We start from the raw sequence: 26,552 nt of genomic DNA on the forward strand, positions 1-26,552 counted from the left end.
GCAGCAACAAAGACACAGACCACCAGAGGGGAGAGCGCGCATGCTCGAATACGATAGGCGAGGCGGGGGACACTCGACCGCACGGGGAGGGCCGCCCCGCGGTCGCAGCACCCGCTACGCCCGCAGCCGCCGCTCGCGCTACGCCAGGCGGCGGGGTGTCGCCCTGGTGGTCGGCATCGCCTGCCTGCTCTTCGCCGGCTTCGCGCTCGCGGACCTCCTGGCCGGAGACGGCGGCATCCAGCGCGGCGTCCGCATAGGCGACGTCAGCGTCGGCGGGATGTCGCAGAACGAGGCCCTGGCCGCCGTGCAAAAGAATGCCGCAGACACGTTCCAGGAGATCTCCTTCGGAGAGGGACCCGAGGCCGTCTCCGTGCCCGCGGACGAGCTCGGCGTGAGGGTCAACGCCGAGGCCGCCGTGGACGAGGCATACGCCCTCGGCCGGACTGGCGGCCCCTTCGCCCGCGTCTCGGACACCATAGGCTCCTACTTCGGCGTCACGCAGGTCGAGCTTAGAGCTGGCTACGACAGGGAAGCCGCCAGGGCCACCGTCGACGGGATCGCCGCGGACTTCAACCGCGAGCCCAAGGACGCGACCTTCAGCGTCGCCGACGGCGGCGACGTCGTGGTCGAGGAGGCCGAGAACGGCCGGACGCTCGACGAGGGGGCCACGCTGAAGAACCTCGAAGGAGCGCTCCAGAACATGAGCGGGCGGGTGCCGCTGGCCGAGGCGCCGGCGCCGGAGCCCGAGGTCACGACCGCCGAGATCCAGAAGAGCAAGCCCGAACAGGCGATCGGGGAGTACCAGACGGACTTCCTCTGGGACTCGAACCCGAACCGCCAGGAGAACATGAAGCTCGCGGCGGGCGCGGTGAACAACACGGTGCTCAAACCGGGTGAGACCTTCTCCTTCAACGACCTGACCTCCTCCCTCGATTACAAGGAGGCCAAGACCTTCTCAGACGGCGGCGTGGGCGTGGACAACGGGGGCGGGCTCTGCCAGGTCTCATCTACGCTGTACATGGCCGCCCAGTACGCCGGGCTGGAGATCGTGGAGCGGGAACCCCACTATGCGGTCCTGCCTTACATCAAGCCGGGCTTCGACGCGACGGTGTGGTTCGGCGACGAGTACGGCAACGGGGCCATCGACATGCGGTTCAAGAACAACACCGGGTCCCCGATAATCGTCCGCGAGTGGGTGGACGAGAAGGGCTTTTTGAACGCCCAGATCCTCGGCCAGCCGACCGGCAAGAAGGTCCAGATGAGGACGGAGAAGATCTTCGAGGACACCGCCCGCGGCATCCGGTGGGACACCTATAAGACCGTCACCGAGAACGGCGAGGTGACGCAGGATGGCCGCATCCACACCTACACCTACTCGTACAACCCGCCGGCGCCGGAGGGCGGACCGCACTACGAGACCTCCGCCCCGAGAGTCTCGGGTTGGAACGACCCGGGCAACACCACCGGTTGGGCGGACGTGGAGTGAGCGGAAGGGACCAAGGGGGGAGGTCCGGGGGACTCCGGTTACTCTCGCGGCTTTTGAGCCGCCGGGAATGGGCGTACGTGCTCGCCCTACTGGTCCCCTTCGTCGGGCTCAACCTGGCCCTGAAGGCCTCCCGCGCCTCCGCGCTCGGGAGCGGGGGAGCCGGGTACACGGGTTTTTTGGCCCCGGACCTGCTCTTCTGCGCCGGGTACGCGCTGCTCTGGGTGGGGCTGTTTGCCGCCTTCCGGAGCGGGTGGGGACGCTGGTGCGTGGTCGTGCTTTTCCACGCCTCCGCTGTGGTGGTGGCCTTGCTCACCGTCGCGGCCTACAGGTTCTTCGCGGTTACCGGCTCGAGGCTCGACCTCGACACGGTGCTCTACTTCCTCTCCTCCCCGGGCGAGGTGGCGCCCGTGGTCGCCAGCGAGGCCTCGCCCGTGCTCTTCGCCGCGGTCGCGGCGGCCCTCCTCTACGCGCTGCTCGGGCCCGGCCTGCTGGCTTGGGCCGTCGGCGGGGGCGGGTCTTCGCGCCCGAACCCGCGCCCGACCTGGCGCGCGCCCGCGGTAGCCGGCCTGTGGGCGCTGGTCTTCGTCTCGCTCTCCGCCCTGGTCGGCGCCGCCCGCGGGCCATCCGACGGGATGCTCTCCGGAAGTCCCCCGGTGGAGCTGGTCGCGGCGGAGGTCGGGCACCTGGGCGCCGCCCGGACCTACGGGGTCGACGCCGCGCGCGTGCGCGAGAACCTGCCGACGGCCACGAGCCTGAAGCCGACGCCCGGCGCCGAGAAGCGCAACGTCGTGCTGATCTCGCTCGAGTCCACCCGCGCCCGCTCCGTCACCCCCTACAACCGGAACCTAAAGACCACGCCGTTCCTGGACGGGCTCTCCGGAGAGAGCATCCTCGCCGAGCGGGCCTACGCGGTCACGCCGCACACCACGAACGCCCTCACGGCGACCGTCTGCGGCATAGATCCCCCCGACCGGGAGGAGACCGAGTCTTTGGGCGATCGTATCCCCTCCCGCTGCCTCCCGGAGCTGCTCGACGACCAGGGCTACAAGTCAGCCTTCTTCCAGTCGGTCAAGGAGGATTTCGAGCGCCGTCCGCAGGTGGCGAAGAACATGGGCTACGAGGACTTCTACTCCCTGGAGGACATGAACACCACGGGCTTCGAGCGGGCCAACTACTTCGGCTACGAGGACGATGCCATGCTGGGGCCGAGTCGGGAGTGGCTGGAGCAGAACGGCGAGAAGCCGTTCTTCGCCACCTACAACACGATCACGCCGCACCACCAGTACCTCGCCCCGGAAGGGCGCCACGGGCGGAAAGACTTCGCCGAGGACGACCAGCTGAACCGCTACCAGAACTCCGTGCGCTACCTGGACTTCTTCGTAGAGAACCTGATCCGGCAGTACAAGGAGATGGGGCTCTACGAGGACACCGTCTTCGTCATCCAGGGAGACCACGGCGAGGCCTTCGGCGAGCACGGCCGCTACCAGCACGACAACGTGATCTGGGAGGAGGGTATAAGGATCCCGCTGATGGTCCTCGACCCCTCGCGCCCCGCGTCGCGGGTCAAGGCGCCGGTCAACCAGCTCGACGTCCTGCCCACGGTGGCGGACCTGCTCGGCTACAGAATCGAGGGCGGCGAGTACCCCGGGCGCTCGATTGTCGACCCGTTGCCGGAGGATCGCGCCATCAAGGCGAGCTGCTGGTACGAGAACGAATGCGTCGCGAGCGTGAAAGGTGACGAGAAGTACGTCTACCACTACGGCGCGAGGCCGGAGGAGCTCTATGACCTCTCCGAAGATCCCTCGGAGAAGAACAACGTAGCCGCAGACGCGCCGCCCGGGTACCTGAAGGCCCGTCGGGAGGAGCTCCTCCGGTGGCGCGCGGAGGTCGAGGCGGCTTACGGGGAGGGGCCGGGCTCGTGAGGGGTACGGTCCCCCGCGCGGCCGACCCTGTCCGCGCGGCGTACCTGGTACTCGTCTCCCTGCTGCTGGCCTCGTGCCTCCCGAGCGCCGAGGGGCAGCAGCCCGAGCCCGAGAAGGCGGAGCAGGACCGCCCGAATGTCGTCCTGGTCGTCACGGACGACCTCGCCGCGCGCGACCTGAACCCGCAGACCCTAAAGGCCATGCCGAACATCCGGTCCCTCGCGGAGGGGGGCACCACCTTCGAGAACGCGTTCGTGACGGACTCCCTGTGCTGTCCCTCCCGGACCACGATCCTGCGCGGCCAGTACGCCCACAACCACCAGGTCCTCACCAACGCCCCGCCTCTGGGCGGGGCCGAGAAGTTCCGCGTCTCCGGCGGCGACGCCTCGACGGTGGCGACCTGGCTGCAGGAGGACGGCTACAGGACCTCGTTCTTCGGCAAGTACCTCAACGGCTACTTCGGGGACTACGTCCCGCCCGGCTGGGACGAGTGGTACGGCGTCTCCGGCAACTTCCTTAGCAACAGCCTCAACGAGAACGGCGCGATCATCGACTACGACCCGGAGAGATACCACCTCGACGACGTGCTCGCCGACAAGGCCTCGGGCTACGTGCGGCGCACGGCCGGGGCCGACCCGCCCTTCTTCACGAGCGACCGCCCGTTCCTGATGTGGCTCGGCACCAAGGCCCCCCACCAGCCGGCCACCCCCGCCCCCCGCCACGAGGACGCCTTCGGGGACGCCGAGCTCCCGCGACCGCCCTCCTTCGACGAGGCCGACGTCTCTGACAAGCCGGGGTGGGTGAGGGACAACGTGCCGCTCGGGTCGGACCAGGTGGCCTACATGGAGGAGCTCAACCGCGACCGCATGCGGTCCATGCTCGCGGTCGACGACATGGTGGGCGACCTCCTCGACGCCCTCAGGGAGAGCAACGAACTCGACAACACCTACGTCGTCTTCACCTCCGACAACGGCTTCCACATGGGAGAGCACCGCCTGGGCGCCGGCAAGTGGACGGCCTACGAAGAAGACATCAGGGTGCCCCTGATCGTGCGCGGCCCCGGAGTCCCAGAGGGAAAGACGCTCCCGCACATGGTCCTCAACAACGATATCGCCCCGACCATCGCCGACCTCGCCGAGGTCGATCCCCCGGACTTCGTTGATGGCCGCTCCGTGGTCCCCCTGCTCGACGACACCCCGACGCCCGAGAAGGACTGGCGCCAGCGGTTCCTCGTCGAGGCGGTCGCCGAGAGGGGCGCCGTCCCGAGGCCGCCGTTCGTCGACGAGAGCCGGGTCGTTCCCCTGGTCACCGGCGATCCGTTGCCCAGGGACTGGCGCAAGACCTCCGCCGGCAGGGCCGAGTCGGGCGAGAACTGGGGCCGCCCCTGGCTAAAGGCCTTAAGAACAAAGGACTACCTCTTCGTCGAGTACAAGACCGGCGAGCACGAGCTGTATGACCTGAGAAAGGACCCCTACGAGTTGAACAACATCTACGAGAGCGCCCCACCGGACCTCCTCGAGCGCCTGAACGCCCAGCTCGACTCCCTGCGCCAGTGCGAGAGGGAAAACTGCAGGACCGCGGAAGACGGCCGGTCCACGAGGCCGGCGGGCGCCGCTTCGAGAGAGCAGGGAACTGGGTGAGCAAGACGGCCGGGCTCGACGCGTCTTCGGGCGGCGGCGAGGAACAGGACGCCGCGCGGACGCGCAAGCATTTTTTGGTCACGGCGGGCGGGGGGGCCCTGCTCGCGCTCTCCGGCCTCGCCGGTTTGGGACTCGTCGCTCGCGCGCCGGACGCGAACATCCGTGCGGGCGCCTCGCCGGCGCAGACGGGGCGGACGTGGGTCTTCCGCTCCCGCCCGGACCTACGGCCGCCCCCGGTCGAGGTGACAACGCCTGCCGGTGGGGCGTATCCGGGCTACGTCTTCGCCGCGGCGAAGAACGGCCCCGGCGAGGCGCACCCCTCTCAGGACGGGCCGATGATCCTGGACAACGAAGGCCGTCCCGTCTGGCTGTGGCCCGTGCGCGAAGAAGCGCGGGACGCGATGGACTTCAAGGCGCAGAGCTACCGGGGGAAGCCCGTCATCACCTGGTGGGAGGGCGTGCACGGGGGTTTCGGGCGGGGCGAGTACGTGATCTTCGACGACTCCTATCGCGAGGTGGCCCGGGTGCGGGCGGGCAACGGCTACGAGGGCGACCACCACGAGTTCCTGATTACCGCCCGCGACACAGCCCTGCTCGTCATCTACGGCCCGGCGCGCAGGGATCTCTCCGCTGTGGGAGGGGCCCCGGACGGGGCGGTGCTCGAAGGGGTGATCCAGGAGATAGACGTAGCTTCGGGCGAGGTCCTCTTCGAGTGGCACAGCCTGGAGCACGTGGACGTCTCCGAGTCCTACCGGCGGCCTCGGCCCGACCAGCGGGAGGCCTTCGACTACTTCCACATAAACTCCGTGGACGTCGACAAGGACGAGAACCTCATCGTCTCCGCCCGCAGGACCTCGGCCGTCTACAAGATCGACCGCCGGTCAGGCGAGGTCATCTGGCGCCTGGGCGGCAAGAGGAGCGACTTCGAGATGGGGGAGGGCGCCCGCTTCGCCTTCCAGCACGACGCCCGCCGCCACCCCGACGGCACCATCACCCTCTTCGACAACCGCGGCGAGGACATGCGAGAGCCTTCCCGGGCCGTCGCCCTCACGCTCGACGAGGGCGCAATGAAGGCGACGCTTGCCAGGGAGTACGTGCACCCCGACCGGTTCTTCGCCATCTTTCAGGGCAACGTCCAGGCGCTGCCGGGCGGCAACGTATTCGTCGGCTGGGGCAGCGCGCCGTACCTGTCCGAGTTCTCGCGCGAGGGGAAGCTGCTCTTCGACGCCCGCTTCCCCAGCGAGGCCGAGTCCTACAGGGCCTTTCGCTTCCCGTGGAAGGGCCTCCCGAAGGACCGGCCCGCGGTCGCCGCCGGACCCCGGAGCGAGGACCGTACCACCCTCTACGTCAGCTGGAACGGCGCCACGGAGGTCGCCGCATGGGAGGTGCTCGCGGGCCCCGCACCGGACCGGCTGGAGCCGCTGGGCTCGGCACCGCGAAGGGGCTTCGAGACCGCCATAACCTTCACCACCCCGGAGCCCTACGTCGCCGTTAGCGCCAAAGACCGCTCCGGGCTGACGCTCGCCACCTCGGAGGCGGTCCGGCTCGGGAGATGAGGGGGCGGCCAGGATCGACCTCGCGTCCGCACGGCCTCGCGACGAGAAACGCGCCACTCGCGTTTGCTCCTCATTTGGTGCAAGGGCTGGCCGCGCCGCCACCCGGATACGTCTTCCCGAAACCGTACCTACGCCAGCAGCGCGACCGCGACTACGGCGGCGAGGGCGAAACGGTAGATGGCGAAGACCGTGAGACCGTGGTGCCTCAGGAAGCCGAGGAGGAACCTGATGGCCAGGTACCCCACGGCGGCGGACGACGCGATGCCCAGCCCGAAGATCACCGCTTCGTGGGCGTCCATTCCTCCGACTATCGCCTTGGCCAAGCTGAACCCGGCGGCGATAGCGATGATGGGCACGCTCATCAGGAACGAGAAGCGGGCCGCCTCCTCCCGCCTCAAGCCCAGAAAGAGCCCCATCGCGATGGTAGCCCCCGAGCGCGAGACGCCGGGCACCAGCGCCGACGCCTGCGCCAGCCCTACGGCGAGCGCACCGGTAAAGCCAAGCTTCTCCATTCCGCGGTCCTTGCCCCCCGCGGCCTCGGCGACGAGAAACAGCGCCCCGACCAGCACGAGGTTAAAGACCACCACCCAAGGCGAGCGCACCGTGGGGCCGGCCAGGACGTCCTCGAAGAAGAAGCCGAAGATCCCGGCCGGCACTGTCGCCGCCAGGATAAGGAAGGCCATGCGCCGGTCGGGGTCCTCCGCGGCGCCGGCGCGTCGCGCGGGGCGGAGCAGGGCCCGGGCCATCCCGAGGAAGTCCCTCCAGAAAAAAGAGACCACGGCAAGGAGCGTGCCCGACTGTATCGCCGCGTCGAAGGGCAGCCCGAAGCGTTCCTGGTCCACGCCGAGGAATTGCTGGGCCAGAAGGAGGTGGCCGGAGCTGGAGACGGGGAGGAACTCCGTCAGCCCCTGCACCACGCCGAGCAGCGCCGCTTGCAGCAGTTCGAGCACGCGGGGTAGTTTAACCTTTGCGGGCGGGAGACGCGGTCTTCGGGGAGGCGCGGTCCGGCCGGACCGCGCCCCGCTTCGTCGCCTGCTCGGGCGAGGAAGCATGTCCATGCCCGCGGGTGCTTCGGCCAAGCCGCCGAGGGCGAGGCGGGTTGCCTGAGGGGGCGGGTCAGCCCGCCGCGTCGAGCCCCATCGCCCCCATCATCGCCCCGTGGATGCGGGTGTTCTCGTAGGCGCCCTCCAGCTGGTCGGCGCCGGGGCCCATCGCGGTGAGCGGGACGTCCACGGCGGTGTGGTCCGACGTGCTGCAGTCGAGCACAAACTCCTGGTCGGCGGAGCCCGCGACCTCGAACGGCCCGTCGTCGCCCCCCTCGGCGCCGCCCCCTTCGGCGGGGGCCTCGACGCTCAGCCCGCAGGTCTCGTGGTCCCCGACCACGATCAGCAGCGTGTCGCCTTCTTCCTCGGCGAAGTCTCTCGCCACCCGCACGGACCGGTCCAGCGCCTTCCCCGCGCGCAGCATCTCGCCCGCGTTCCTAGCGTGCCCCATCGCGTCGATGGCCTCCTCCTCGACCAACAAGAAGAAGCCCTGGCGGTCCTGGGAGAGGACGGATATGGCCTTTCGGGTCATCTCCGGCAAGGGGACTGAGGGCGCGTAGGAGCCGCCCCCGCTCTCGGAGTCGGCCTCGTACATGGCCTCCTCGGCGAAGAGCCCGAGAAGCCTCGACCCCCCGCCGGCACCGCGGTTCTCCAGGCCGGCCCGCCCGTCGACGTAGGCGTAGCCCCGCTCCCGGGCGCGTTCGGTCAGGTCGTCGGGCTCCCCTTCGGCGGCCTTCCAGAAGCGGCGCCCACCGCCCAAGATCACGTCGAGCTCGCCGCCCCGGAGGTACTGGCGCGCGATCTCCCGGTGCAGGCCGCGGTCCTCGACGTGCGCCGCGAAGGCCGCCGGGGTGGCGTCGGTCACCTGGCTGGTCGTAACGATGCCGGTCGCCTTGCCGGCGGCGGCTGCCCGCTCGAGCACGGTGGGGACCGGGTTGCCCACGGCGTCGACACCCGCCCGGCCGTTGTGGGTCTTCGCGCCCGAGGCCATCGCGGTCGCCGCGGCGGCCGAGTCCGTGACCGGTGAGACGCGCTCGGCTGAGTTCGTCCCGACACGCCCCTGGACGGGCAGGGCGTCCATGGTCAGGGTCCCGTGGGCGCCGGCCTCCGCGAGCTGTATCGCGTCGCGCTGGGCCGCCCCCATCCCGTCGCCAACTATCAGGATGACGTTCCGGGCCTCACCGGAGCCCGGGAGGATCCCGCACCCGGCGGGGATTGCGAGCATGGCGGCGACGCCAGCGGCGATCGCGAGCGGGCATCCGACTTGGCTCCGGACGCCGTGGTCGTGCACGACGCACCCGCGCGTCGCGCGATCCCGCAGGCGCAGGAAACGCGAGATCCGCACGAGGTCCACGGCGACCTGCAACGCGCCGCGGAGCGCGCAGGCGCGCACGCCTCCATGCCCCTGTAGTTCCGACTTCACAGTGTGGGCAAGCATAGGCGGCCCCGACGCGGGCCGCATCAGGCGGATGGGCCAACGTTGCCTGGTCCCATCGTGCCAAAAACGGGCGGACCGTGGCGCGAACCCCGCAGTGCGCCCTCGCCGACCATGCCACTGTACAATGCGTCCCATGCATGGGACCCGCCGCACCCGCCCGGCCGAGGCCGGGCCGGCAGACGCGCACATCGCGCCCGAGATTCGCGAGGCCAGCGAGCTCCTCAAGGTGCTGGGCGATCTCACCCGGATGCGCCTGCTCTGCGCCCTGCTCCGGGAGGGGGAGCTCTCGGTCGGCGGCCTGCAGGCCGCCCTCGGCATGAGCCAGTCGGCCGTCTCCCACCAGCTCAGGGTTCTGCGCGATGCCCGCCTCGTCGGCTTCGAGAGGTCTGGCAAGACGGTCCGCTACTCGCTGGCGGACGACCACGTCCGCGACCTGCTCCGGGTCGTCCTCGAACACGCCCGACACGACTGAAGGCGACCCCCTGAGGTCCCGACCTCTTGACACCCCGTCCCAACACATGTATATTTGTTCATATGAATTACGAATCATACTATGGGCGTGGGGGAGGTAGGTCGTGACGATCGCCTCGCTCGTGCTACTGGCGCTCTACCTGGCGCTCGCCTTCGGCGGGCGGACGCTCGTGCAGCTCCGCTCTACGGGCTCGACGGGCTTCAAGGGGATAAGCGGGCGCCCGTTTTCCGCGGAGTGGGCCGGGGGCGTGCTCTTCGTCGCCGCCGTGGTGCTCTTCCTCGCCGCGCCGCTGCTGGCCCTGGCGGGGGCGGCGGAACCCATCGCCGCCCTGGACGGGCCGCTCGGGCACGCTCTGGGCTTCGTGCTGTTCTTTGCGGGCCTGACGGGCACCCTCGTGGCTCAATGGGCGATGGGCCGGTCGTGGCGCATAGGGGTCGATGAAAAGGAGAAGACCGAGCTCGTCACCGCGGGCCCTTTCGCGCTCGTGCGCAACCCGATCTTCTCGGCGATGGTGCCGGCATTCGCGGGCCTCGCGCTGCTGGTCCCGAACGCCGCGTCCCTGTTGGGGGCGGCGGCGCTGGTCGCGGCGGTGGAGATACAGGTGCGGCTCGTAGAGGAGCCGTACCTGCTCCGCGCGCACGGCGCCCGCTACGCCGGCTACGCGTCGAGGGTGGGGCGCTTCGTGCCGGGCGTGGGGCTTCTGAGGGCCGCTGGGGTCCGCCCGCCGCGGGCGCGGGGTGGGTTGCGTTGATTAACCCCGGGCGATACGGGGAGAGCTGACGATGGCGCATTCGCACCCCCACGAAGACCACCGCCACCCCCACTCGGACGAGCAGCACGGGCACGGCGGGCGCCCGCAAAACGGCGGCGGGGGGCATTCGCACGATGGGCACTCCCACGGCAACGCTGACAGGCGGGCGCTCGCGGTCGTCTTCGGCCTGACGACGACCTTCCTCGTCGTCGAGGTGATCGGCGGCCTCCTAACCGGCTCCCTGGCGCTACTGGCGGACGCCGGGCACATGGCCTCGGACTCCGCCTCCATCGGGCTCGCGCTCTTCGCCTTCTGGCTCTCGGCCAAGCCCGCAACCCCCAACAGGAGCTTCGGCTACAAGCGGGCCGAGATCCTGGCGGCCCTCTTCAACGGCATGACGCTCGTGGCGATCTCTATCTGGATCTTCGTCGAGGCCTATAGGCGCCTGCAGGAGCCGCCGGAGATCCTGGGCGGCTGGATGCTCGCCGTCGCCGTGTTGGGGCTCGTCATCAACGCGGCGGGGGCCGCGATCCTGATGCGCTCGGGGGGCGAGAGCCTGAACCTCCAGGGGGCCTTGAGGCACGTGATCGCGGACGTTATGGGATCGGTGGGCGCCATAGCCGCCTCCCTCGTCATCATCCTCACGGGGTGGGTGTACGCCGACCCGATCATCAGCGCCCTAATCGGCCTGTTGGTCCTGGGCTCCTCGTGGAAGCTGCTCAAGGAGTCGGTGAACGTCCTCCTGGAGCAGGCCCCGCGGGGCATCGACGCCGAGGCGGTGGGAAGGAAGATGGTCGAGGTGGAGGGCGTCGTGGAGGTGCACGACCTCCACGTCTGGACCATCACGAGCGGCTTCCCGGCGCTGGCCGCCCACGTCCTCGTCGGCAACGAGGTGGACTGCCACGAGCGCCGCCGGGAGATCGAGAAGGTGCTCTCCGGGGAGTTCGGCATAGAGCACACGACGCTGCAGGTGGACCACGTGGGCGACCACGGACCCGAGGGCGAAGGGAGGCGCCTCGAGTTCCTCCCGCGCGGCGAGGAGGGGGGCGCGGCACCGTTCCGGCCGGGCCATTGAGCGAAACCCCCGAGCGCCTTCTTATCCCGGCCGCCGGACCGGCTAGCGGCACCCTGCCGGTTGCCCTGCCGTTCGCCAGCCTCGCCATGGTGGCCTTCTTCGGCGCGCTGGTGGTGCTATCCCTGCTGGTCGCCAGCGGCCGGATCCGGCTTCCCAAACGCTTGTCGGGCACGCTGCTCTTCCTCGCCGGCCTGGCACTCGCGTCCGTCGCGTTCGCCGCCCCGGTGTTCCCACTTGCCTCGCTCCCGCCGGGGCCTCGGTGGCCGCTGGCGCGAGATCGGCACCGGATCTTCACCGGCGGTTCACGGCTTCTTCACAACGCCAGCCTACACTGATCGCACAGGCAAACTTTAGAGGAGATGATGATCGTGAAGACCATAAACGCGGAGAGCGGCGACGCCGGGGGCGGCGGGCTGAGGTCGAAGCTTCTGGCGGGCGGGCTGGCCGTCGCCGCGCTGATCGCGGTGGGGGCCGGCGGGATAGCCTACGCGCACGGCGACGACCAGGAGGGCTCTATGATGGGTGGGGGCGGCCCGGGCTCCATGATGGAGAACGGCGGGACGGGCTCGATGATGGACGGCGGCATGATGGGCGGCGATGAGACGCGGGCGATGGGCTCCTTCGAGCAGGACAAGCCGTTCGATCTGCAGTTCATCGACCAGATGATCATGCACCACGAGGGCGCGATCATGTCCTCCGAGCACATGATCTCCGACTCGAAGCGGCCCGAGCTCCGGAAGCTCGCCGAGAGCATCCAGCGGAGCCAGGCCGAGCAGGTCGAGCGGATGCAAGACATGCGCAAGGACTGGTACCCCGACGCCGGGCGGACCTTCGGCATGATGGACCCGAGCCAGATGGACGGGATGATGGGCGACGGGATGATGAATGAGATGATGGAAGGGATGATGGGCGGCTCCATGCGGGAGACGATGGGCGCCGACGCGACAGACGAGATGTTCCTCGAGATGATGATCCCGCACCACCAGATGGCCGTCGAGATGTCCGAGAAGGCGCTCGAGGAGGCCGACCATCCCGAACTGAAGGACCTCGCCCAGAAGATCGAAGACGAGCAGTCGGCCCAGATAGAGCTGATGAAGGGCTACCTGGACGAGATCGAGGCCGCATCCAAGAGCTAACGATCCCCGACCGGGGGCGGCGCATTTCGTCGCCCCCAATCTTTGGGAAACGGACAGGCCGGAAACTCAGGACGCAAAGGAGAGCAGAAAAAATGGCGAATACCGAGCAGCAGATAGAGCAGAAGGGCTACGCCCACCTGGAGGCGCTCGTGAGCACCGACTGGGTCGCCGAGCACCTGAACGACCTCGAGAACGTGCGCATCGTGGAGAGCGACGAGGACGTCCTGCTCTACGAGGTGGGGCACATCCCGAACGCGGTCAAGATCGACTGGGTCGAGGACCTGAACGACCCGCTGGTGCGCGACTACCTCGACCCCGAGAAGTTCGCCCGCTTGATGTCAGAGAAGGGCATCGGCCCGGACACGAAGGTCGTCTTCTACGGGGACAAGAACAACTGGTGGGCCACCTACGCCCTGTGGGTCTTCCGCCTCTTCGGCCACGACAACGTCGCCGTCATGGACGGCGGGCGCGTCAAGTGGGAGGCCGAGGGCCGCGAGATGACCCAGGAGGTCCCCTCGGTGCCGCAGGCGCAGTACCCGACCCCGACCCGCGACGACTCGGTTATCCGGGCCTTCAAGGCCGACGTCGAGCAGCACCTGCAGGCCAACGGCTCGATGATCGACGTCAGGAGCCCAGGCGAGTACTCGGGCGAGCTGCTCCACATGCCGGACTACCCGCAGGAGGGCGCCTTGCGGGGCGGGCACATCCCTGGTGCTGCGAACGTGCCGTGGGCGCGGGCCGCTAGGGAGGACGGCACCTTCAAGAGCGCCGACGAGCTCAAGGAGATTTACGAGGGGGAGGCCGGCCTCTCCGGCGACTCCGAGGTCGTGGCCTACTGCCGCATCGGGGAGCGCTCGAGCCACACCTGGTTCGTGCTCAGCTACCTGCTCGGCTACGACAGCGTCCGCAACTACGACGGCTCCTGGACGGAGTGGGGCAACTCCGTGGGCGCCCCCATCGAGCGCTAGAGACCGCAAGCGTTGGACCGTAAACAGCGCGTAGCCTATCTCGTGGACCACTTCGGGAACCCCCGCCACAAGGGGGTTCCCGAGGGGGCGGGCAGGGGGACGGAGATAGGGTCTTCGCTTTGGCGCTCCCGCGCGCCGGGAGAGGCGGTAACGATGTTGGCAGGCGCGCCCAGAACCAACGCCACGCGGCCGGCACGCCGGTCGGCACGCCCGTCGAGGTACTGGACGGTGGCGAATCGCCGCTTCGGCAAAATCGGGGTGCTGACGGAGGACCCCGACGGTCGCGGGGAGGGGCTTCCGGTCTTCCGCTTTCAGGAAGAGGCGGAGATGTTCCTCTGGCTCCGGGGGTTGGGGGGCGGCTGGGAGGTCCGGGAGACCACGGCCGGGGAACTCGTCTCCCTGCTCTACGGACCTTGCGCACACGTTGGGCGGGTGATCCTCGATCCCCAGCCGAGGATCGAGGCCGGTGGGAACGCCGAGCCCGAGAGCGTGAACCGGAAAAGATTCGTAACGACCGTCGTGGGGGCCCGGAGCTTCTCCGCCTTCCCCGGCCCGGTCGTGGCCGCCGCGGCGATGGCGACCGGATCCGCCCCCGCTGTCTCGGGCGCCCTCGGGGCGCGCCGCTTTTGGCCCCGGTAGAACTTGCCGGGTGCGTGGTTGCCAACAATGGCGCATGGGCGGCCCGGAGAAGGAGCTCGCCGGCGCGGCGGCCGTCGGGCGCGGTCCGGGCCCCCAGCCACGAGCCCCGCCACCGGATCCGTATGCGCATCGGATCTTCACGCCCCCTTCACCGCTTCTTCACGACCGCGGGCTATCCTTTGCGCAGGAACGTTGGGCGGGTTCCGCCGGCCCCTTCGGGATCGAGGCTCGACCAGGGCTCACCCGGGGCAACGGTCTTGTGCGCCGGCGACGAGAAACGATGCCGATCGGGAGAGGTGGCGCTACGATGATGGGTGGATTTGACGGCATGATGGACGGCAACATGATGTGGGGTTGGGGTGCTTACGGCCTCGCCGGGGGGTTAACGAACGTGCTGCTCTTGATCGGCCTCCTGGGATTCGCGGCCTGGATCTCGTTCAGGGTGCTCGCCGACAACCGGCGCCGGAGAAGCGTATCCTACGCGCCCCGAGCGTCACCGGCCGAGGAGGTTCTCCGCGAACGCTTCGCCCGCGGCGAGATAGGCGCCGACGATCACGCCAGATGCCCGATGACCCTACAGAGGAACTTGCCCGTGGCACCCACGATGACTACTAGGGGCGCCGGCCGGGAGGCAAGCGCGGACGACCGTATCCACCCCCGGCGGTCCGTGCGGACGGCCCAACCTGAGGGGGTTATGCCCGTGATGACCGGGGCGGCGGCGCGAACGCTGCCCCGGTTAGTGCCCCGTTTGAGCATTGAGGCGAGGGGAGGCGGTGGCAAGCGATGATGGGCGGATGCGGCGTCCTCGGTCTCCTGGCGGGGCTGGTCGGCGTACTGCTCTTCGCCGGCTTGCTTGGTGTGGTCGTCTTGGCCGCCATCGGCATCCTGCCCGCCCGGGGCGCTTTGAGCGGCCGTACCCAACCCCGGACCGACCCGGCCGAAGAGACCCTGCGGGGGCGCTTCGCCCGGGGAGAGGTGGGCGCAGAGGAGTTCGGGAAGGCGCTCGGGATCTTGCGCGGGGAGCCGGCGCACGGCGATTACGAGGATTTCGTTCGGGAGGCCGGGGAGCGGTGATTAGCGCCCCGCGCACGGCCTGCCCGGCACGCACCGTACCCTCCGCGCGCCCCTCGCCCGGGTCTCGAGGGCGCGGGGGCGAAGGTCGCATCCTCTGGGGCGGGCTTCGCGCCGGCCCTCTGGCCGCCTGCCGGCCAGAGGCGCGCGGCAGGGGGGGGCGAGGATGAGCAGGCGCAAGATCCTGGTGGTGGACGACGAGCCCAAGCTGGTGAGGGTCGTGCGCGAGTACCTCGAGCACGACGGCTACCGGGTGGTCAGCGCCGGCGACGGGCGGGTGGCGCTCGAGCGGTTCCGCCAGGAGCGGCCCGACCTCGTCGTGCTCGACGTCATGCTTCCCGAGCTCGACGGGCTCGAGGTCTGCCGCCGCATCCGGCGGGATTCCGCGGTGCCGATCATCATGCTCACCGCCCGCGCCGAGGAGGTCGACGAGCTGATAGGGCTCGAGCTCGGCGCCGACGACTACGTCGCCAAGCCGTTCAGCCCGCGCACCCTCCTGGCCCGCGTCCGCTCGGTGCTGCGGCGGGCCGTCCCCGCGGAGGAGTACGGAGCCGAAGGGGCCTCAGAGGCGCCGTTGTCGGTGGGGCCGCTGCGGGTGGACCCCTCCCGCCACGAGGCGACGTGGGACGGCGTGCCCCTGGCGCTCACCCCGACCGAGTTCCGGCTGCTCTCGGCCCTCGCCCGCAGGCCCGGGAGGGTCTTCGGGAGGCTGGAGCTGCTGGAGCGCATACAGGGCGAGGCCTACGCCGGCTACGAGCGCACGGTCGACGCCCACGTCAAGAACCTGCGCAAAAAGCTCGCGGGCGCGGGCGGGGACGGGGCCGCCGAGAGCGTCGCCACCGTGCCGGGCGTCGGCTACAAGCTGGAGGCGGGGCGTGCGTAGCCTGCGCGCGAAGCTGCTGCTCGCGTTCTTGGGGGTGACCCTCGTGGCCGTGGGCGTGCTCGGCCTGCTGGTGGGCCGGTCCGCGAGCGGCGCGTTCGAGGACTACCTCGTCGGCCGCCAGACCGGGAACCTGGGCGAGATGGGACGCATGATGGACGAGATGATGGGGCCGGAGGCCAGCCGGCAGATGGTCGAGGAGGTGATCGGGCCGGCCGAGCGGGCGTACCTGGAGGCCATCGCCGGCTCCCTGTGGGTGGCCGGCGGTCTGGCCGTCCTGGCGGCGGTCGGGGTGGGCCTCTTGCTCGCCCGGCAGATCTCCGGCCCGCTGCGGGACCTGACGGCCGCCGCCCGTCGGGTGGCCGGCGGCGACCTGGAAGGGCGCGTCCCGGTCCGCTCGCGCGACGAGCTTGGGGAGCTTGCCGCGGCCTTCAACTCGATGGCCGAGGCGGTCGGCCGCCAGCAGGCGCTCAGGCGCCGGATGGCCGCCGACGTCGCCCACGAGCTGCGCACGCCTTTGGCGGTCATCCAGGCGGACCTCGAGGCGATGCTCGACGGGGTCCGTCCGCTCTCGGCCGAGGCCGTGGCCGACGTTCACGGGGAGACGCGTCTGCTCTCCCGGCTGATCGACGACCTGCGCGACCTCTCGCTGGCGGAGACCGGGCAGCTGCCCCTGCGCAGGGAGCCGACGGGCCTCGGCGAGCTGGCGCGCACGAGCGCCGCGCGCTTCGCCCCGCGCGCCGAGGAGAGGGGCGTCGGACTGGAGGTCGAGGCGGCGGGGGACCTCCCGCGTGCCGACGTCGACCCAGACCGGATCTCCCAGGTCTTGGGCAACCTCCTGGAGAACGCGCTGCGCCACACGCCGCCGGGCGGGAGGGTAACGCTGCGGGTCGGGCCGGCCTCGCGGCCGGCGACGCTCGAGGCGACGGTCAGCGACACCGGTTCGGGGATCCCGTCCGAGCACCTGCCGAACGTCTTCGAGCACTTCTACCGCGCCGACGGCGCGAGGTCGCGGAGAGACGGCGGAAGCGGCATCGGGCTCGCGGTCGTCAAGCAGCTGGTCGAGGCGCACGGCGGCCGGGTGTGGGCGGAGAGCGCGCCGGGGCAGGGGTCGACCTTCGGCCTCTCGCTGCCCGCCGCCCCCCCATCGGACGCCCAACCCGCCAACCACGACAAGGAATCGCAAAATGGCCGCGTGTAGCGGGCTTCGCCCGGCCGCCTTGCCCTTGCGGCGCCGCGCGTGCCTGGTCTTGCTCGCGGTCCTCGTCGCCGCGTTCGTGACGCTCTACCCGTCCTTAGGGGTCGCGCACGACTCCTGCGGACCCGGGGAATGCCCGCAGGCCGCGCACGCGGGCGTCGTGGACTCGGGGTGCCTCGGGGCGCCCTGCGCGGCCGCCGTGCTCGCGGCGCCCTACGCGGTGTCCGTCCTTGGCGCTCTCTCTAGCCGCCGTCCCTTCCTGGAACCGCGCCCCGACGAGGCGTACCTGCCTCCCGACCCCTGGCCTCCGAGACCCTCACCCGGCCGGTAACCGACCGCTCCGTCCAGGAGCGGTAGCTCCGGAGAGGCTCGCCGTCGAACGCCGGGCGCACCGGCGTGCTCGCCGGGGACGGATCGTATCGTCCTCTGGCCGCTCGCTTCGCCCGGGTGGGATGACCGTCGCAGCGCGCGGACCTTTCGGGGCCTGCCGCCTCGTCGGGGCGTCCCGCAACCGGAGACGGCGGGCGCAAAACCGAGGGCGCAAAACCGAGGGCGCAAAGCGCGCGAGCCGCGCGTGGCGCGCCAGTTCACGCCTTATTTTCTTGGGAGGACTACGCAATGAAGATGTTGAAGATGTGTCTCAATTGGAAGGTGATCGCCGGTTTGGCGGCGCTGGGGGTAGGAACCTACGTCGTTGCCCCGAACCTTGCGGCGGCGGCCCTCCCGCTCCTGCTGCTCGCGATCTGCCCGCTGTCGATGGTGCTCATGATGTGGGGCATGCAGCGGGGCGGGGGCGCGGAAGGCCGGGCGCCGCGAGAGGTAAACGAGGCGGACGCCGGCCTGACGCGCGAAGAGCACCTCGCCCGGCTGCGGACCGAGCAGGCGGACCTGGCCGGCCGGATCGGCGAGCTCGAGCGGGACGAGCCGCGGGCGGGCGACCGCGAGCGCCGGGGCGCGCACGGCGCCGCGGACCGCACGGCGGACCACACCGCGGACGCCGAGGGGGGCATCCGGTAGATGGACAGCAGCAGCAGCAGCATCTTCTTCGGCGGCTCGGTGATAGCGGCGACCGTGGCGGGCGTGATCGCCCTGTTCGCCCCCTGCTGCATCTCCGTGATGCTCCCCGCCTATTTCGCCAGCTCCTTCAAGAACCGCGGCGTGCTCGTCGCGATGACCTTCCTGTTCGCCGCCGGCATAGCGACGGTCATCCTCCCGCTCGCCATGGGGGCGTCGGTCCTGCGCCAGCTGTTCACGACCCAGCACACCCCGATCTACGTCGCCGGCGGCCTCCTCATGCTGGGCCTGGGGGCGTACACCCTGCTCGGCGGCGAGCTGCACATCCCGGTGCCGGGCCGCAGGGCCGGCGGGAAGGGCGGGCCCTTGAGCGTCTACACCATGGGCGTCTTCTCGGGCGTGGCCAGCTCGTGCTGCGCGCCGGTTTTGGCCGGCGTGATCGCCCTCTCCAGCGTCGCGTCCTCGTTCGGGCTCGCCCTGGGCCTTGGGGCCTCGTACGTGTTCGGGATGGTCGCCCCGCTTTTCTTGATCTCGCTCCTCTGGGAGCGTTTCGACTGGGGCAAGAGCCGCCTGTTCAGGCCCAGGACCTTCTCCTACCGGATCGGGCCCCTGCCGGAGCGCACGATCACGGGGACGAGCCTCGCCAGCGGCCTCCTGCTCGTCCTCATGGCGGTTGCCACGCTGTACGTGGGGCTCGCATACGACTCGATGCCGGCCTCCAGCGGCTGGCAGGCGAACCTCTCCGCCGACCTCGAGCACTACGGCCGCGTGGTCACGGAGGCCCTCTCGTGGGTGCCGGGATGGGCCGGCGGCGCCCTCCTGTTGGCCGCCGCGGCGCTCCTCGCGTGGCGCGCGCTCCGGCAGGTGAGCCCCGACGAGACGGCGCCGTCAGAGCAACGCGAAGAACACGAAGAATCCAAAGAACAAGAAGAGAAGGAGGAGACCATTGAGTACAGGGACGCCTAAGACCAGCGACAAGGCCAAGAAGACCACGCCCAAGAAGCCCAAGACCGTCCGGAGGGGCCCAGGCTTAGGCCTCGTGCTCGTCTTCGCCGCGATACTGCTGCCGGCGGTCGCCGGCCTCGGGGCCATCTTCGTCCTCAGCGCCCCCGAGCAGCCGGCCTCGGCGGGCGGCCAGGCGGGCAGGTACCCCATTCAGGTCGGCGACCCCGGCCCGGGCGAGGAGGCCCCGCCCATGAAGCTCGAGTCGGCCCAGGGCGACACCTTCGACCTCTCCCAAAAGCGCGGCGAGACCGTGCTCCTGTACTTCCAGGAGGGGCTCGGCTGCCAGCCGTGCTGGGACCAGATCAGGGACATAGAGGCCAACATGGGCGGGTTCGAGGAGCTCGGCATAGACGAGGTCGCAAGCATCACGAACAACCCCCCCGACGCCCTGGAGCAGAAGGTCGAGGACGAGGGCATCTCCACGCCCGTTCTGACCGACCCGAACCTCGCCGCCTCGAAGACCTACGACACCAACAGCTACGGGATGATGGGGGGGTCCACCAACGGCCACACGTTCATCGTCGTCGGGCCCGACGGCGAGATAAGGTGGCGGGCGGACTACGGCGGCGCCCCGGACTACACGATGTACGTGCCGGCCCCGGACCTCCTCGCGGACATGCGCGCGGGGCTCGAGAAGGGGTCGTCGTAGTGGTGGAGGTGACGCTCCTTACCCAGGAGCACTGCGCGTTCTGCGAGCAGGCCAAGGAGGTGCTCGGGCGCCTCTCGGGCGAGTACCCGATCTCGGTGAGGGAGCTCGACTTGGCCACGCCCGAGGGCCAGGAGCTCGCCTGGCACGGCGGGGTTATGTTCCCGCCGGGGATCTTCGTCGCCGGCGTGCCCTTCTCCTACGGCCGGCCCTCGGAAAAGAAGCTCCGGAGCGAGCTCGAACGGCGGCTGGCCCAAAGGGAGGCCCGGGGGGAGGATAAGCGTTGAACGGCATCGAGATCGGCGTAAACCCCATGATCGGCCACTTCGGGCCCTTCATGCCGACCTGGTACGGGCTGCTCGTCGCGCTGGCGGTCGCCGCCGGCTGGTGGCTCGGGGTGCGCGAGGCCCGCAGGCGGGGCCTCGACACCGAGAAGATGCGGTCGATGATCCTCTGGGGCCTGCTCGGCGGCGTGATCGGCGCGCGGCTCTTCCACGTGGTGGACCGCTGGGACCTCTACGCGGGCGAGCCCGCGCGGGCCCTGTACGTGTGGGAGGGCGGGCTGGCCGTCTACGGCGGCCTGATCGGGGGCGTCCTCGCCGGCCTCGTCTACGCGCGGCTGGCCGGCCTCCCGTTCTGGAAGACGGCGGACGCGGCGGCCCCGGGCCTGATCCTGGGCCAGGGCCTCGGGCGCCTGGCCTGCATCCCGAACGGCGACGCCACGGGCGCCCCCGCGGACGTCCCGTGGGCCTTCGTCTACACCAACCCGGCGTCCATGGTCCCCCCGGAGCTGCTCGGCGAGCCCCTCCACCCCTACCCCGTTTACGAGCTGCTCTTCGACCTCGCGCTCCTGGGGCTGTTGTGGTCCTTGCGCGGCGTCTACAAGACCGACGGGCTGCTCTTCGTCACCTACGCCGGGGTCTACGCCGCCGGGCGCTTCCTGCTCACGTTCTTCCGGACGGAGCAGGTCTGGTTCTTCGGCCTGCAGGAGGCCCAGGCGGTCTCCCTCGCGGTGCTGGTGATCCTCGTCCCGCTTCTCGCCTGGCGGTTGCGGGCCAGGGGGACGGCCGCTTCCGGGCGGGGCGGCGGCCGCGATCTAAAGAACGCGGCCCCCAAGGGAGGGTCCGCGGGATGAACGCGCCGCGGATGCGCCACGACCAGAAACCGGCGACGGCCCCGGCAAGATCACCGAATCCACACCAAGCGGGGGGGTAACCACCTTGAGAGAGGCACGCACAAAGAAGAGAAGCAGGGCCCGCGCCGTCCGCGGGCGCCAGAACAAATCGCTGGGCCTGGCGGCGGCCGCCTCCGCCCTGCTCGTCGCGGCGGCCGCGGCGGTCTACCTGGCGGGCGGCGGCGCCTTGGGGACGACCCTGGGGACGGCCCCGGCGGGCCCCGAGCGGCCGCCGGCCGGCGGAGGTGGCGGGGAGAAGGCCGCGGTCGGCCCCGCAGAGCGCGCCGGCGCCGGGGAGGGTCCGAAGGGGGCGGACCCCGGCGAGGAGGCCGGCGGGCAAGAGGAGATGGAGGTCCTCGGGGAGTACCAGACGGACTTCCTGTGGGATTCCAACCCGAGCCGCAAGGGCAACATGAACCTGGCCGCGGGCGCCGTCGACGGGACCGTGCTGGAGCCGGGGGAGGTCTTCTCCTTCAACGACCTGACCCGGGGCCTCGACTACGAGGCCGCCAAGACCTTCTCCGACGGGGGGGTAGGCTACGCCAACGGCGGGGGGCTGTGCCAGGTCTCCTCGACGCTCCACATGGCGGCCCAGTACGCCGGGCTCGAGATCGTCGAGCGCAACCCCCACTACGCCGTGCTGCCGTACATAAGGCCCGGCTTCGACGCCACCGTGTGGTTCGGGGGAGACGGAATCCCCGAGCTCGACATGAGGTTCGAGAACACCACCGGCGGGGACGTCCTGGTCCGGGAGTGGGTGGACGAGAAGGGCTTCCTCAACGCCCGGATACTCGGCGAGGAGCCCACCGGCAAAGAGGTCGAGATGCGCTCGGAGAAGGTCTTCGAGGATCCCGCGCGGGGCATCAAGTGGGCCACCTACAAGAAGGTGACCAAAGACGGCGAGGTGCTCTTCGACGGCCTGCTGCACACGGACGTCTACGGCTACAACCCGCCGGTCCCCGAAGGGATGCCGCACTACGAAACCAACAAGCCGCGGGTCGGCGGCTGGCCCGACCCCACCAACACCACCGGTTGGGCGGAAACCGAATAGGACCGGGGAGCAACGGGAGCGTTCTGCCGGTTGGGTCTGGCCCACGGCGCGCCCACGGACCGACCCCGGGAAGGGGTCAGGAGGTAACCTAGATTGCGGACAAAGAGCATCATCCAGAGGCTCGGGAGCGTGCTCCTCGTGGGGACGGGCCTGGCGCTCGTTGCGTTCTTCTTTGTGGGCCTAAGCGATACCGGAGCCAAAAACGGTGAGGACCCCGGGGGCTTCGGCGTCCCCAAGGTCGGGGCCCGGCAAGAACCCGAAAAGGGGACAACCGAAGGCCCCGGGGACGAGACCCTGACCCTCACGATCCCGAAAATGGACCGGATCGAGGACGACGCCGTGCCCGACGCGGCCGGCGACGACGAGGCCGCGCTCAAGGAGCACGCCGCCATCCACCTCGAGGGGACGGGGTTCCCCTGGGAGGACGGGGCGAACGTCTACCTGGCGGGCCACAGGCTCGGCTACCCGGGCACGGACAGCTTCCTGGCCTTCTGGGACCAGAACGCGCTCGAGAAGGGCGACGAGATCTTCGTCACCGACTCGGAGGGCACGGAGTACACCTACAGGGTCTACGAGGAGTTCGTGACGGGGCCCACCGATCTCTCCGTGACGAAGCCCGTACCCGGCAAGGACGTTCTAACGCTCCAGACCTGCACCCTCCCCGACTACGAGAAGCGCCTGATCACCCGGGCCGAGCTCGTAGAGGAGGCCCAGGTTGCTTAGGTCCTGGCGAAGACCGTCTGCCGGGAGGGCTATGCAGGGAAAAGGGCTCCCCAGCCGCGGCAAGGGGCGCGGGCGGGGCGGTCGCAGCGTCGGCGGGGCGGTGATCGTCCTCTGCGCCCTCGTCGCCGCGCTGGTGGCGCTGGACTACTGGTCGAACGCCGGCGCCGTCTACCGGGGCGTCGAGGTCGGCGGCGTGCCGCTCGGCGGCAAGACCCCCCAAGAGGCCCGCCGGGCGCTCGAGGAGCGCGCCTCCGGGGCGCCGGGGGAGGTCCGGCTCACCGGCCCCGGGGGCGGCCTCGTCCTCGACAAGGAGGAGATGGGTTTCCGCCCCGCCGTCGCGGCGAGCGTGGGGGAAGCCTACGGCGTGGGCCGCGGGGCAGCATACCCCGGCGCCTCGACGAGCGGCTGGGGGCCGCCTTCGGCGCCGTCCGGATACCGCTAGAGGTCGAGTACGCCCCGAGGCCGTCCGGACGGCGGCGGAGGAGGCCGCAAAGAGGGCAAACGGGCAACCCCGGGACGCCTCCGTCGCCGTGGCCGGGGGAGAGGTGGGGGTCCAAGAGGCCCGGGAAGGCTTCCGGACCGACGTTCCACGCACCGTAGAAAACGTCGAGGAGGCCCTCGAAAACCTCGGCGGGGAGGCGGCGGTTGTCGGGGAGGAGCTCGGGCCCCGGATCACCACGCGGGCGGCCGAGCGGGCGGCCGATGAGGCCCGGGCCGCCGTGTCCGGGCCGGTCGTGCTGGCCGCCGAAGGGCGGGAGTGGACGCTCACCCCGGCGGAGGTCGGCGGGGCCCTGACCTTCGCGCCCGGCGGGGGCGAGATCCGGGCGGGCCTGGACGAGGAGAGGCTGAGGGCCGCGCTCGGCGACGTCTTCTCCGCGCTGACTGTGGAGCCGGTGGAGGCCGGGTTCGACGTGGGCGGGTCCGTGGAGGGGTCCGTGGAGGGGTCCGCGGCCGGGGTCGGCGTCACGGTCACGCCGGGAAGGGAGGGCCGGAGGATCGAAGAGGAGGAGCTCTTGGGCGCCATGCGGGGCGGCCTCTTCGAGGGCAGGCGGGAGTACCGGGTGCCCGTGGCGACGGTCGAGCCGGGCCTGACGACCGCCGAGGCCGGGCGGATGAAGCCGACCGAGCTGCTGGGCTCCTACCGCACCGACTACACCTTGAGTTCCGACAAGAGCGACGAGCGGATGGAGAACCTGAGTATGTCCTCCGGCGCGGTCGACGGGACGGTGCTGGCCCCGGGGGAAGTCTTCTCCATGAACGAGAAAGTTTCGGGCCTCGACTACAACGCGTCGAAGGTCATCGTGGACGGCCGGGAGACCACGGCCGACGGCGGGGGCCTGTGCCAGGTCACCTCGACCCTCTACAACGCGGTCAACGAGGCCGGCCTCGACGTCACGGAGCGCTCCCCCCACTACGCGCAGCTTCCCTACATAAGGCCGGGGCTCGACGCCACCGTTTGGTTCGGCGGCCCGAACGGGGAGGGCGAGCTGGACATGGAGTTCGAGAACACCACCGACGCCTACGTGCTGGTCAGGCAGTACGTGGCGGAGAGCGGCTACGTCTACGCCGAGATCTGGGGCCAGCCCAACGGCACGAAAGTACGGACGTGGTCCGAACCCGTCTACAGGAACGCCGACTCGGCCGAGTGGGTCACCTACCAGACGGTGAAGAAGGACGGCGAGGTCCTCTACGACGGGGTGCTCCACAGGGACACCTACGGAGCCCTCAAGGACGAGAAGGGCCGGCCCATCCCGGCCGACACCGTGCCCGTGGCGCCCACCAACCCCTAACGAGAGGAGACCGACGACAGCCTATGGCTTTCACGAAGAAGAGATCGCGGTACGTGGCCGGGCGCGCCTTCGGGCGGGATCCGGGGAAGAAGGGTGTTTTCAGGAGACGTCCCAGGAGGGGCCTCTTCGCCTCCCTCGCCCTGGCGCTGCTGCTCCTGAGCGGGATCGGGGCTGCCGCGGTCTCCGGTGCCCCCCCCTCGGGCTCGAACGACGGCCCCGTTCAGAGGGTCGACGCCCCCGCCGTGGCGGGCGCCCCCGAGCCGGTCGTGGACCTCGAGGCCAGGGAAGAGGCCGAGCGCGCGAGGGCAGAGAAGGCCGCCGAGGAGCAGGCGGCCAAGGAGGAGGCCGCCGAAAAAGAGGCCGCCGCACCGCCGGCCCCCGAAGATCCGACGATGTACCTCACGGTCCCGAGGCTCGGCGTCTACGGTCACACGGTGAGGAACGACGACTCGCAGCGCGCGCTGGACTTGGGCGCCATAAAGGTGCCGGAGACCGGCTTCCCGTGGGAGAAGCCCTCCACCAACACGTACATAGCGGGCCACCGCGTCGGCTGGCCGGGCACCGAGAGCCACTACCAGTTCTACAACCTGCCCGCCATGCAAGAGGGCGACGAGGTAGTCCTCGAGGACACCAACGGCGCCGTCTACACCTACCGGGTCACCGAGATCTTCGCGGTGCACCCCTGGGAGACCCGGGTCACCAGGCCGATCCCGGGCCGGGACGTGGTCTCGCTCCAGACCTGCACCGAGAGCGTCGACGACTGGTGGACCCTGGGCCCCGACCTTTACTCGGGGGGGCCCGAGTCGGGGCGATTGGTGGTGCGGGCCGACCGTGTGGGTTAGGAAGGGCGCGTGACGCCCCGCGTGGTCCCCGCCGAGGCACGCTTTGGGGCGCGGCGCCGGGGGAGGCCGTATTGGCTGATCGTGAGCCACGAGCGCGGGTTTCTGGAGGTGCTCGCCCTGGAGCTCGCCGATGGCGAGAGGGCGGTGCCGGTGTTCAGCTTCGGGGAAGAGGCCGAGCTGTTCCTGGCGCTCGGCGGCCTCGGGGCGGCGGAGGGCGCCGAGACGGGGGATCGGTGGCTGGTGAGGGAGACCGCGCCCGGGGAGCTCGCCTCGTTGCTCCTGGGCCCGCTCTCGGACGCCGGGAGGGTGGCCCTGGATCCGTTGCCCGGCAGGCTCGGCGGAAAGGCGTTCCTGGGGCTCGTGAGCGCCGACCGCGAGGACTTCCTCGCGAGCTTCCTGGCGGTCGGTGGGAGGCGACCGTCGTGGTAGAACGGGGGTCGGCGGTCGGCGCCGCGGGCGGTCCCGAAGACAATTCCGAAGACGGGCCCGAAGACGGATTCGGACGCGAGTAGGAGGAGCCAGCGTCGGCATGACGGGACCCAAAAAGCGCGTGGCGCTCAAGCCCCACTCGGGGCGGGTAAGGGAGTGGACCGAAGCGGGCATGGCGGACGGTTGGATCGCCGACGCGCTCGGAACGAGCGCCTCCAGCGTGCAGGCCTTCCGCTCCCGCAACGGGATCCACCGCCTCCCCCCTCCCCGCGGGCGCGGCGAGAGGAGGGGTCCCGAGACCGTCTTCGAGGGCGCCCTCGACCACGGCGAGCGCGAGGGGTGGGGGCTTCGGCTCGACCCGTCGGTCTCCGAGGACCCGATCTGGCGGGACCACTGGGCCGGGGTGCGGTCCTTGGTAGTGAAGGTCTCCGGCGACTCCATAGTGCTCGAGGCCGTCCAGGACAGCCGGGGCGGTTAGCCGAAAGGGCCCGCAAGCACGAGGCGAGCAACCGACTCTCTTGCTCGCTCGGACCCGCACGAGGACTTCACGGCATCTTCACGGCTCCTTCATATGGACCGTGTAACCTCTTTCCGTAAGACAAG

Annotated in this window: 30 protein-coding genes and 1 pseudogene; 29 read left to right on the forward strand and 2 right to left on the reverse strand. The window is 70.4% G+C overall.

Annotation, left to right across the window (positions count from 1 at the left end):
• Positions 1 to 40: 40 nt before the first annotated feature.
• The 4 genes from GBA63_RS22185 to GBA63_RS22200 are packed head-to-tail and all read left to right on the forward strand — an operon-like array spanning position 41 to position 6,604.
• A complete protein-coding gene (locus GBA63_RS22185) occupies positions 41 to 1,486 on the forward strand; it encodes a VanW family protein (RefSeq protein ID WP_166180595.1) in 1,446 nt (481 codons plus the stop codon).
• On the forward strand, positions 1,483 to 3,408 hold the full coding sequence (locus tag GBA63_RS22190) for a sulfatase-like hydrolase/transferase (protein ID WP_166180597.1): 1,926 nt from the start codon (positions 1,483 to 1,485) through the stop codon (positions 3,406 to 3,408). Before GBA63_RS22185 ends, GBA63_RS22190 begins: the two co-directional genes overlap by 4 nt.
• Positions 3,405 to 5,048, forward strand: coding sequence for a sulfatase family protein (locus GBA63_RS22195; RefSeq protein WP_166180599.1), 1,644 nt, complete (start codon positions 3,405 to 3,407; stop codon positions 5,046 to 5,048). The genes GBA63_RS22190 and GBA63_RS22195 overlap by 4 nt, the downstream gene beginning before the upstream one ends.
• Complete coding sequence (locus GBA63_RS22200; RefSeq protein WP_166180601.1) at positions 5,045 to 6,604, forward strand: arylsulfotransferase family protein; 1,560 nt, start codon at positions 5,045 to 5,047, stop codon at positions 6,602 to 6,604. The genes GBA63_RS22195 and GBA63_RS22200 overlap by 4 nt, the downstream gene beginning before the upstream one ends.
• Positions 6,605 to 6,732: 128 nt before the next feature.
• Here the strand turns inward: GBA63_RS22200 and uppP are convergent, their stop codons facing one another.
• On the reverse strand, positions 6,733 to 7,554 hold the full coding sequence (gene uppP / locus GBA63_RS22205) for an undecaprenyl-diphosphatase UppP (RefSeq protein ID WP_166180603.1): 822 nt from the start codon (positions 7,552 to 7,554) through the stop codon (positions 6,733 to 6,735).
• A gap of 166 nt (positions 7,555 to 7,720) precedes the next feature.
• The gene (locus GBA63_RS22210; RefSeq protein WP_228282701.1) at positions 7,721 to 9,040 is read right to left on the reverse strand and encodes an alkaline phosphatase; all 1,320 of its coding nucleotides are present in this window, start codon (positions 9,038 to 9,040) and stop codon (positions 7,721 to 7,723) included.
• A gap of 178 nt (positions 9,041 to 9,218) precedes the next feature.
• Here GBA63_RS22210 and GBA63_RS22215 point away from each other — a divergent pair, with 178 nt between their 5' ends.
• From GBA63_RS22215 to GBA63_RS22330, 25 genes and pseudogenes are all read left to right on the forward strand, one after another.
• Positions 9,219 to 9,557, forward strand: a complete 339-nt coding sequence (locus GBA63_RS22215; protein WP_228282703.1) for an ArsR/SmtB family transcription factor — start codon at positions 9,219 to 9,221, stop codon at positions 9,555 to 9,557.
• A 103-nt stretch (positions 9,558 to 9,660) separates the two neighbouring features.
• A complete protein-coding gene (locus tag GBA63_RS22220) occupies positions 9,661 to 10,308 on the forward strand; it encodes a methyltransferase family protein (protein ID WP_166180607.1) in 648 nt (215 codons plus the stop codon).
• Positions 10,309 to 10,339: 31 nt separating this feature from the next.
• Entirely contained in the window at positions 10,340 to 11,383 is a 1,044-nt protein-coding gene (locus tag GBA63_RS22225; RefSeq protein WP_166180609.1) for a cation diffusion facilitator family transporter, read from the forward strand.
• On the forward strand, positions 11,380 to 11,718 hold the full coding sequence (locus GBA63_RS22230; RefSeq protein WP_166180611.1) for a hypothetical protein: 339 nt from the start codon (positions 11,380 to 11,382) through the stop codon (positions 11,716 to 11,718). The genes GBA63_RS22225 and GBA63_RS22230 overlap by 4 nt, the downstream gene beginning before the upstream one ends.
• Before the next feature lie 33 nt (positions 11,719 to 11,751).
• A complete protein-coding gene (locus GBA63_RS22235; RefSeq protein WP_166180613.1) occupies positions 11,752 to 12,519 on the forward strand; it encodes a DUF305 domain-containing protein in 768 nt (255 codons plus the stop codon).
• A gap of 92 nt (positions 12,520 to 12,611) precedes the next feature.
• Entirely contained in the window at positions 12,612 to 13,487 is an 876-nt protein-coding gene (locus GBA63_RS22240) for a sulfurtransferase (RefSeq protein ID WP_166180615.1), read from the forward strand.
• 12 nt (positions 13,488 to 13,499) lie between these two features.
• The gene (locus GBA63_RS22245) at positions 13,500 to 14,126 is read left to right on the forward strand and encodes a hypothetical protein (RefSeq protein WP_166180617.1); all 627 of its coding nucleotides are present in this window, start codon (positions 13,500 to 13,502) and stop codon (positions 14,124 to 14,126) included.
• A 307-nt stretch (positions 14,127 to 14,433) separates the two neighbouring features.
• Positions 14,434 to 14,913, forward strand: coding sequence for an SHOCT domain-containing protein (locus GBA63_RS22250; protein WP_166180619.1), 480 nt, complete (start codon positions 14,434 to 14,436; stop codon positions 14,911 to 14,913).
• Positions 14,910 to 15,200: an SHOCT domain-containing protein gene (locus tag GBA63_RS22255; RefSeq protein WP_166180621.1), complete on the forward strand. Its 291-nt coding sequence runs from the start codon at positions 14,910 to 14,912 to the stop codon at positions 15,198 to 15,200. The genes GBA63_RS22250 and GBA63_RS22255 overlap by 4 nt, the downstream gene beginning before the upstream one ends.
• Before the next feature lie 163 nt (positions 15,201 to 15,363).
• Positions 15,364 to 16,080 (forward strand): response regulator transcription factor, encoded by a 717-nt coding sequence (locus tag GBA63_RS22260; protein ID WP_166180623.1) that lies wholly within the window; start codon positions 15,364 to 15,366, stop codon positions 16,078 to 16,080.
• Positions 16,073 to 17,278, forward strand: coding sequence for a sensor histidine kinase (locus tag GBA63_RS22265; protein WP_166180625.1), 1,206 nt, complete (start codon positions 16,073 to 16,075; stop codon positions 17,276 to 17,278). Before GBA63_RS22260 ends, GBA63_RS22265 begins: the two co-directional genes overlap by 8 nt.
• Positions 17,265 to 17,606, forward strand: a complete 342-nt coding sequence (locus GBA63_RS22270; RefSeq protein ID WP_166180627.1) for a hypothetical protein — start codon at positions 17,265 to 17,267, stop codon at positions 17,604 to 17,606. The genes GBA63_RS22265 and GBA63_RS22270 overlap by 14 nt, the downstream gene beginning before the upstream one ends.
• A 287-nt stretch (positions 17,607 to 17,893) precedes the next feature.
• Positions 17,894 to 18,292, forward strand: a complete 399-nt coding sequence (locus GBA63_RS23480; RefSeq protein WP_207957271.1) for a DUF2933 domain-containing protein — start codon at positions 17,894 to 17,896, stop codon at positions 18,290 to 18,292.
• The gene (locus tag GBA63_RS22280) at positions 18,293 to 19,255 is read left to right on the forward strand and encodes a cytochrome c biogenesis CcdA family protein (RefSeq protein ID WP_166180629.1); all 963 of its coding nucleotides are present in this window, start codon (positions 18,293 to 18,295) and stop codon (positions 19,253 to 19,255) included. It begins immediately after the preceding gene.
• Positions 19,236 to 19,943, forward strand: coding sequence for a peroxiredoxin family protein (locus GBA63_RS22285; protein ID WP_166180631.1), 708 nt, complete (start codon positions 19,236 to 19,238; stop codon positions 19,941 to 19,943). Before GBA63_RS22280 ends, GBA63_RS22285 begins: the two co-directional genes overlap by 20 nt.
• Positions 19,943 to 20,227 (forward strand): glutaredoxin family protein, encoded by a 285-nt coding sequence (locus tag GBA63_RS22290; protein ID WP_166180633.1) that lies wholly within the window; start codon positions 19,943 to 19,945, stop codon positions 20,225 to 20,227. The genes GBA63_RS22285 and GBA63_RS22290 overlap by 1 nt, the downstream gene beginning before the upstream one ends.
• Entirely contained in the window at positions 20,224 to 21,075 is an 852-nt protein-coding gene (lgt, locus tag GBA63_RS22295) for a prolipoprotein diacylglyceryl transferase (RefSeq protein ID WP_166180635.1), read from the forward strand. Before GBA63_RS22290 ends, lgt begins: the two co-directional genes overlap by 4 nt.
• A gap of 85 nt (positions 21,076 to 21,160) precedes the next feature.
• Positions 21,161 to 22,165, forward strand: coding sequence for a VanW family protein (locus GBA63_RS22300; protein WP_228282705.1), 1,005 nt, complete (start codon positions 21,161 to 21,163; stop codon positions 22,163 to 22,165).
• A gap of 93 nt (positions 22,166 to 22,258) precedes the next feature.
• The gene (locus GBA63_RS22305) at positions 22,259 to 22,888 is read left to right on the forward strand and encodes a class E sortase (protein ID WP_166180637.1); all 630 of its coding nucleotides are present in this window, start codon (positions 22,259 to 22,261) and stop codon (positions 22,886 to 22,888) included.
• 31 nt (positions 22,889 to 22,919) lie between these two features.
• Positions 22,920 to 23,330 (forward strand): hypothetical protein, encoded by a 411-nt coding sequence (locus GBA63_RS22310; RefSeq protein WP_166180639.1) that lies wholly within the window; start codon positions 22,920 to 22,922, stop codon positions 23,328 to 23,330.
• A gap of 10 nt (positions 23,331 to 23,340) precedes the next feature.
• A pseudogene (locus GBA63_RS24565) lies at positions 23,341 to 23,502 on the forward strand (peptidoglycan binding domain-containing protein); the annotation flags it as partial.
• Positions 23,503 to 23,622: 120 nt separating this feature from the next.
• A complete protein-coding gene (locus GBA63_RS24570) occupies positions 23,623 to 24,678 on the forward strand; it encodes a VanW family protein (protein ID WP_407690864.1) in 1,056 nt (351 codons plus the stop codon).
• A gap of 23 nt (positions 24,679 to 24,701) precedes the next feature.
• The gene (locus GBA63_RS22320) at positions 24,702 to 25,520 is read left to right on the forward strand and encodes a class E sortase (RefSeq protein WP_166180643.1); all 819 of its coding nucleotides are present in this window, start codon (positions 24,702 to 24,704) and stop codon (positions 25,518 to 25,520) included.
• 9 nt (positions 25,521 to 25,529) lie between these two features.
• Positions 25,530 to 25,949: a hypothetical protein gene (locus GBA63_RS22325; protein WP_166180645.1), complete on the forward strand. Its 420-nt coding sequence runs from the start codon at positions 25,530 to 25,532 to the stop codon at positions 25,947 to 25,949.
• 100 nt (positions 25,950 to 26,049) lie between these two features.
• On the forward strand, positions 26,050 to 26,427 hold the full coding sequence (locus tag GBA63_RS22330; protein ID WP_166180647.1) for a hypothetical protein: 378 nt from the start codon (positions 26,050 to 26,052) through the stop codon (positions 26,425 to 26,427).
• The last annotated feature ends 125 nt before the right edge of the window (positions 26,428 to 26,552 follow it).

The organism is Rubrobacter tropicus (assembly GCF_011492945.1).
Classification (GTDB): Bacteria; Actinomycetota; Rubrobacteria; order Rubrobacterales; family Rubrobacteraceae; genus Rubrobacter_D; species Rubrobacter_D tropicus.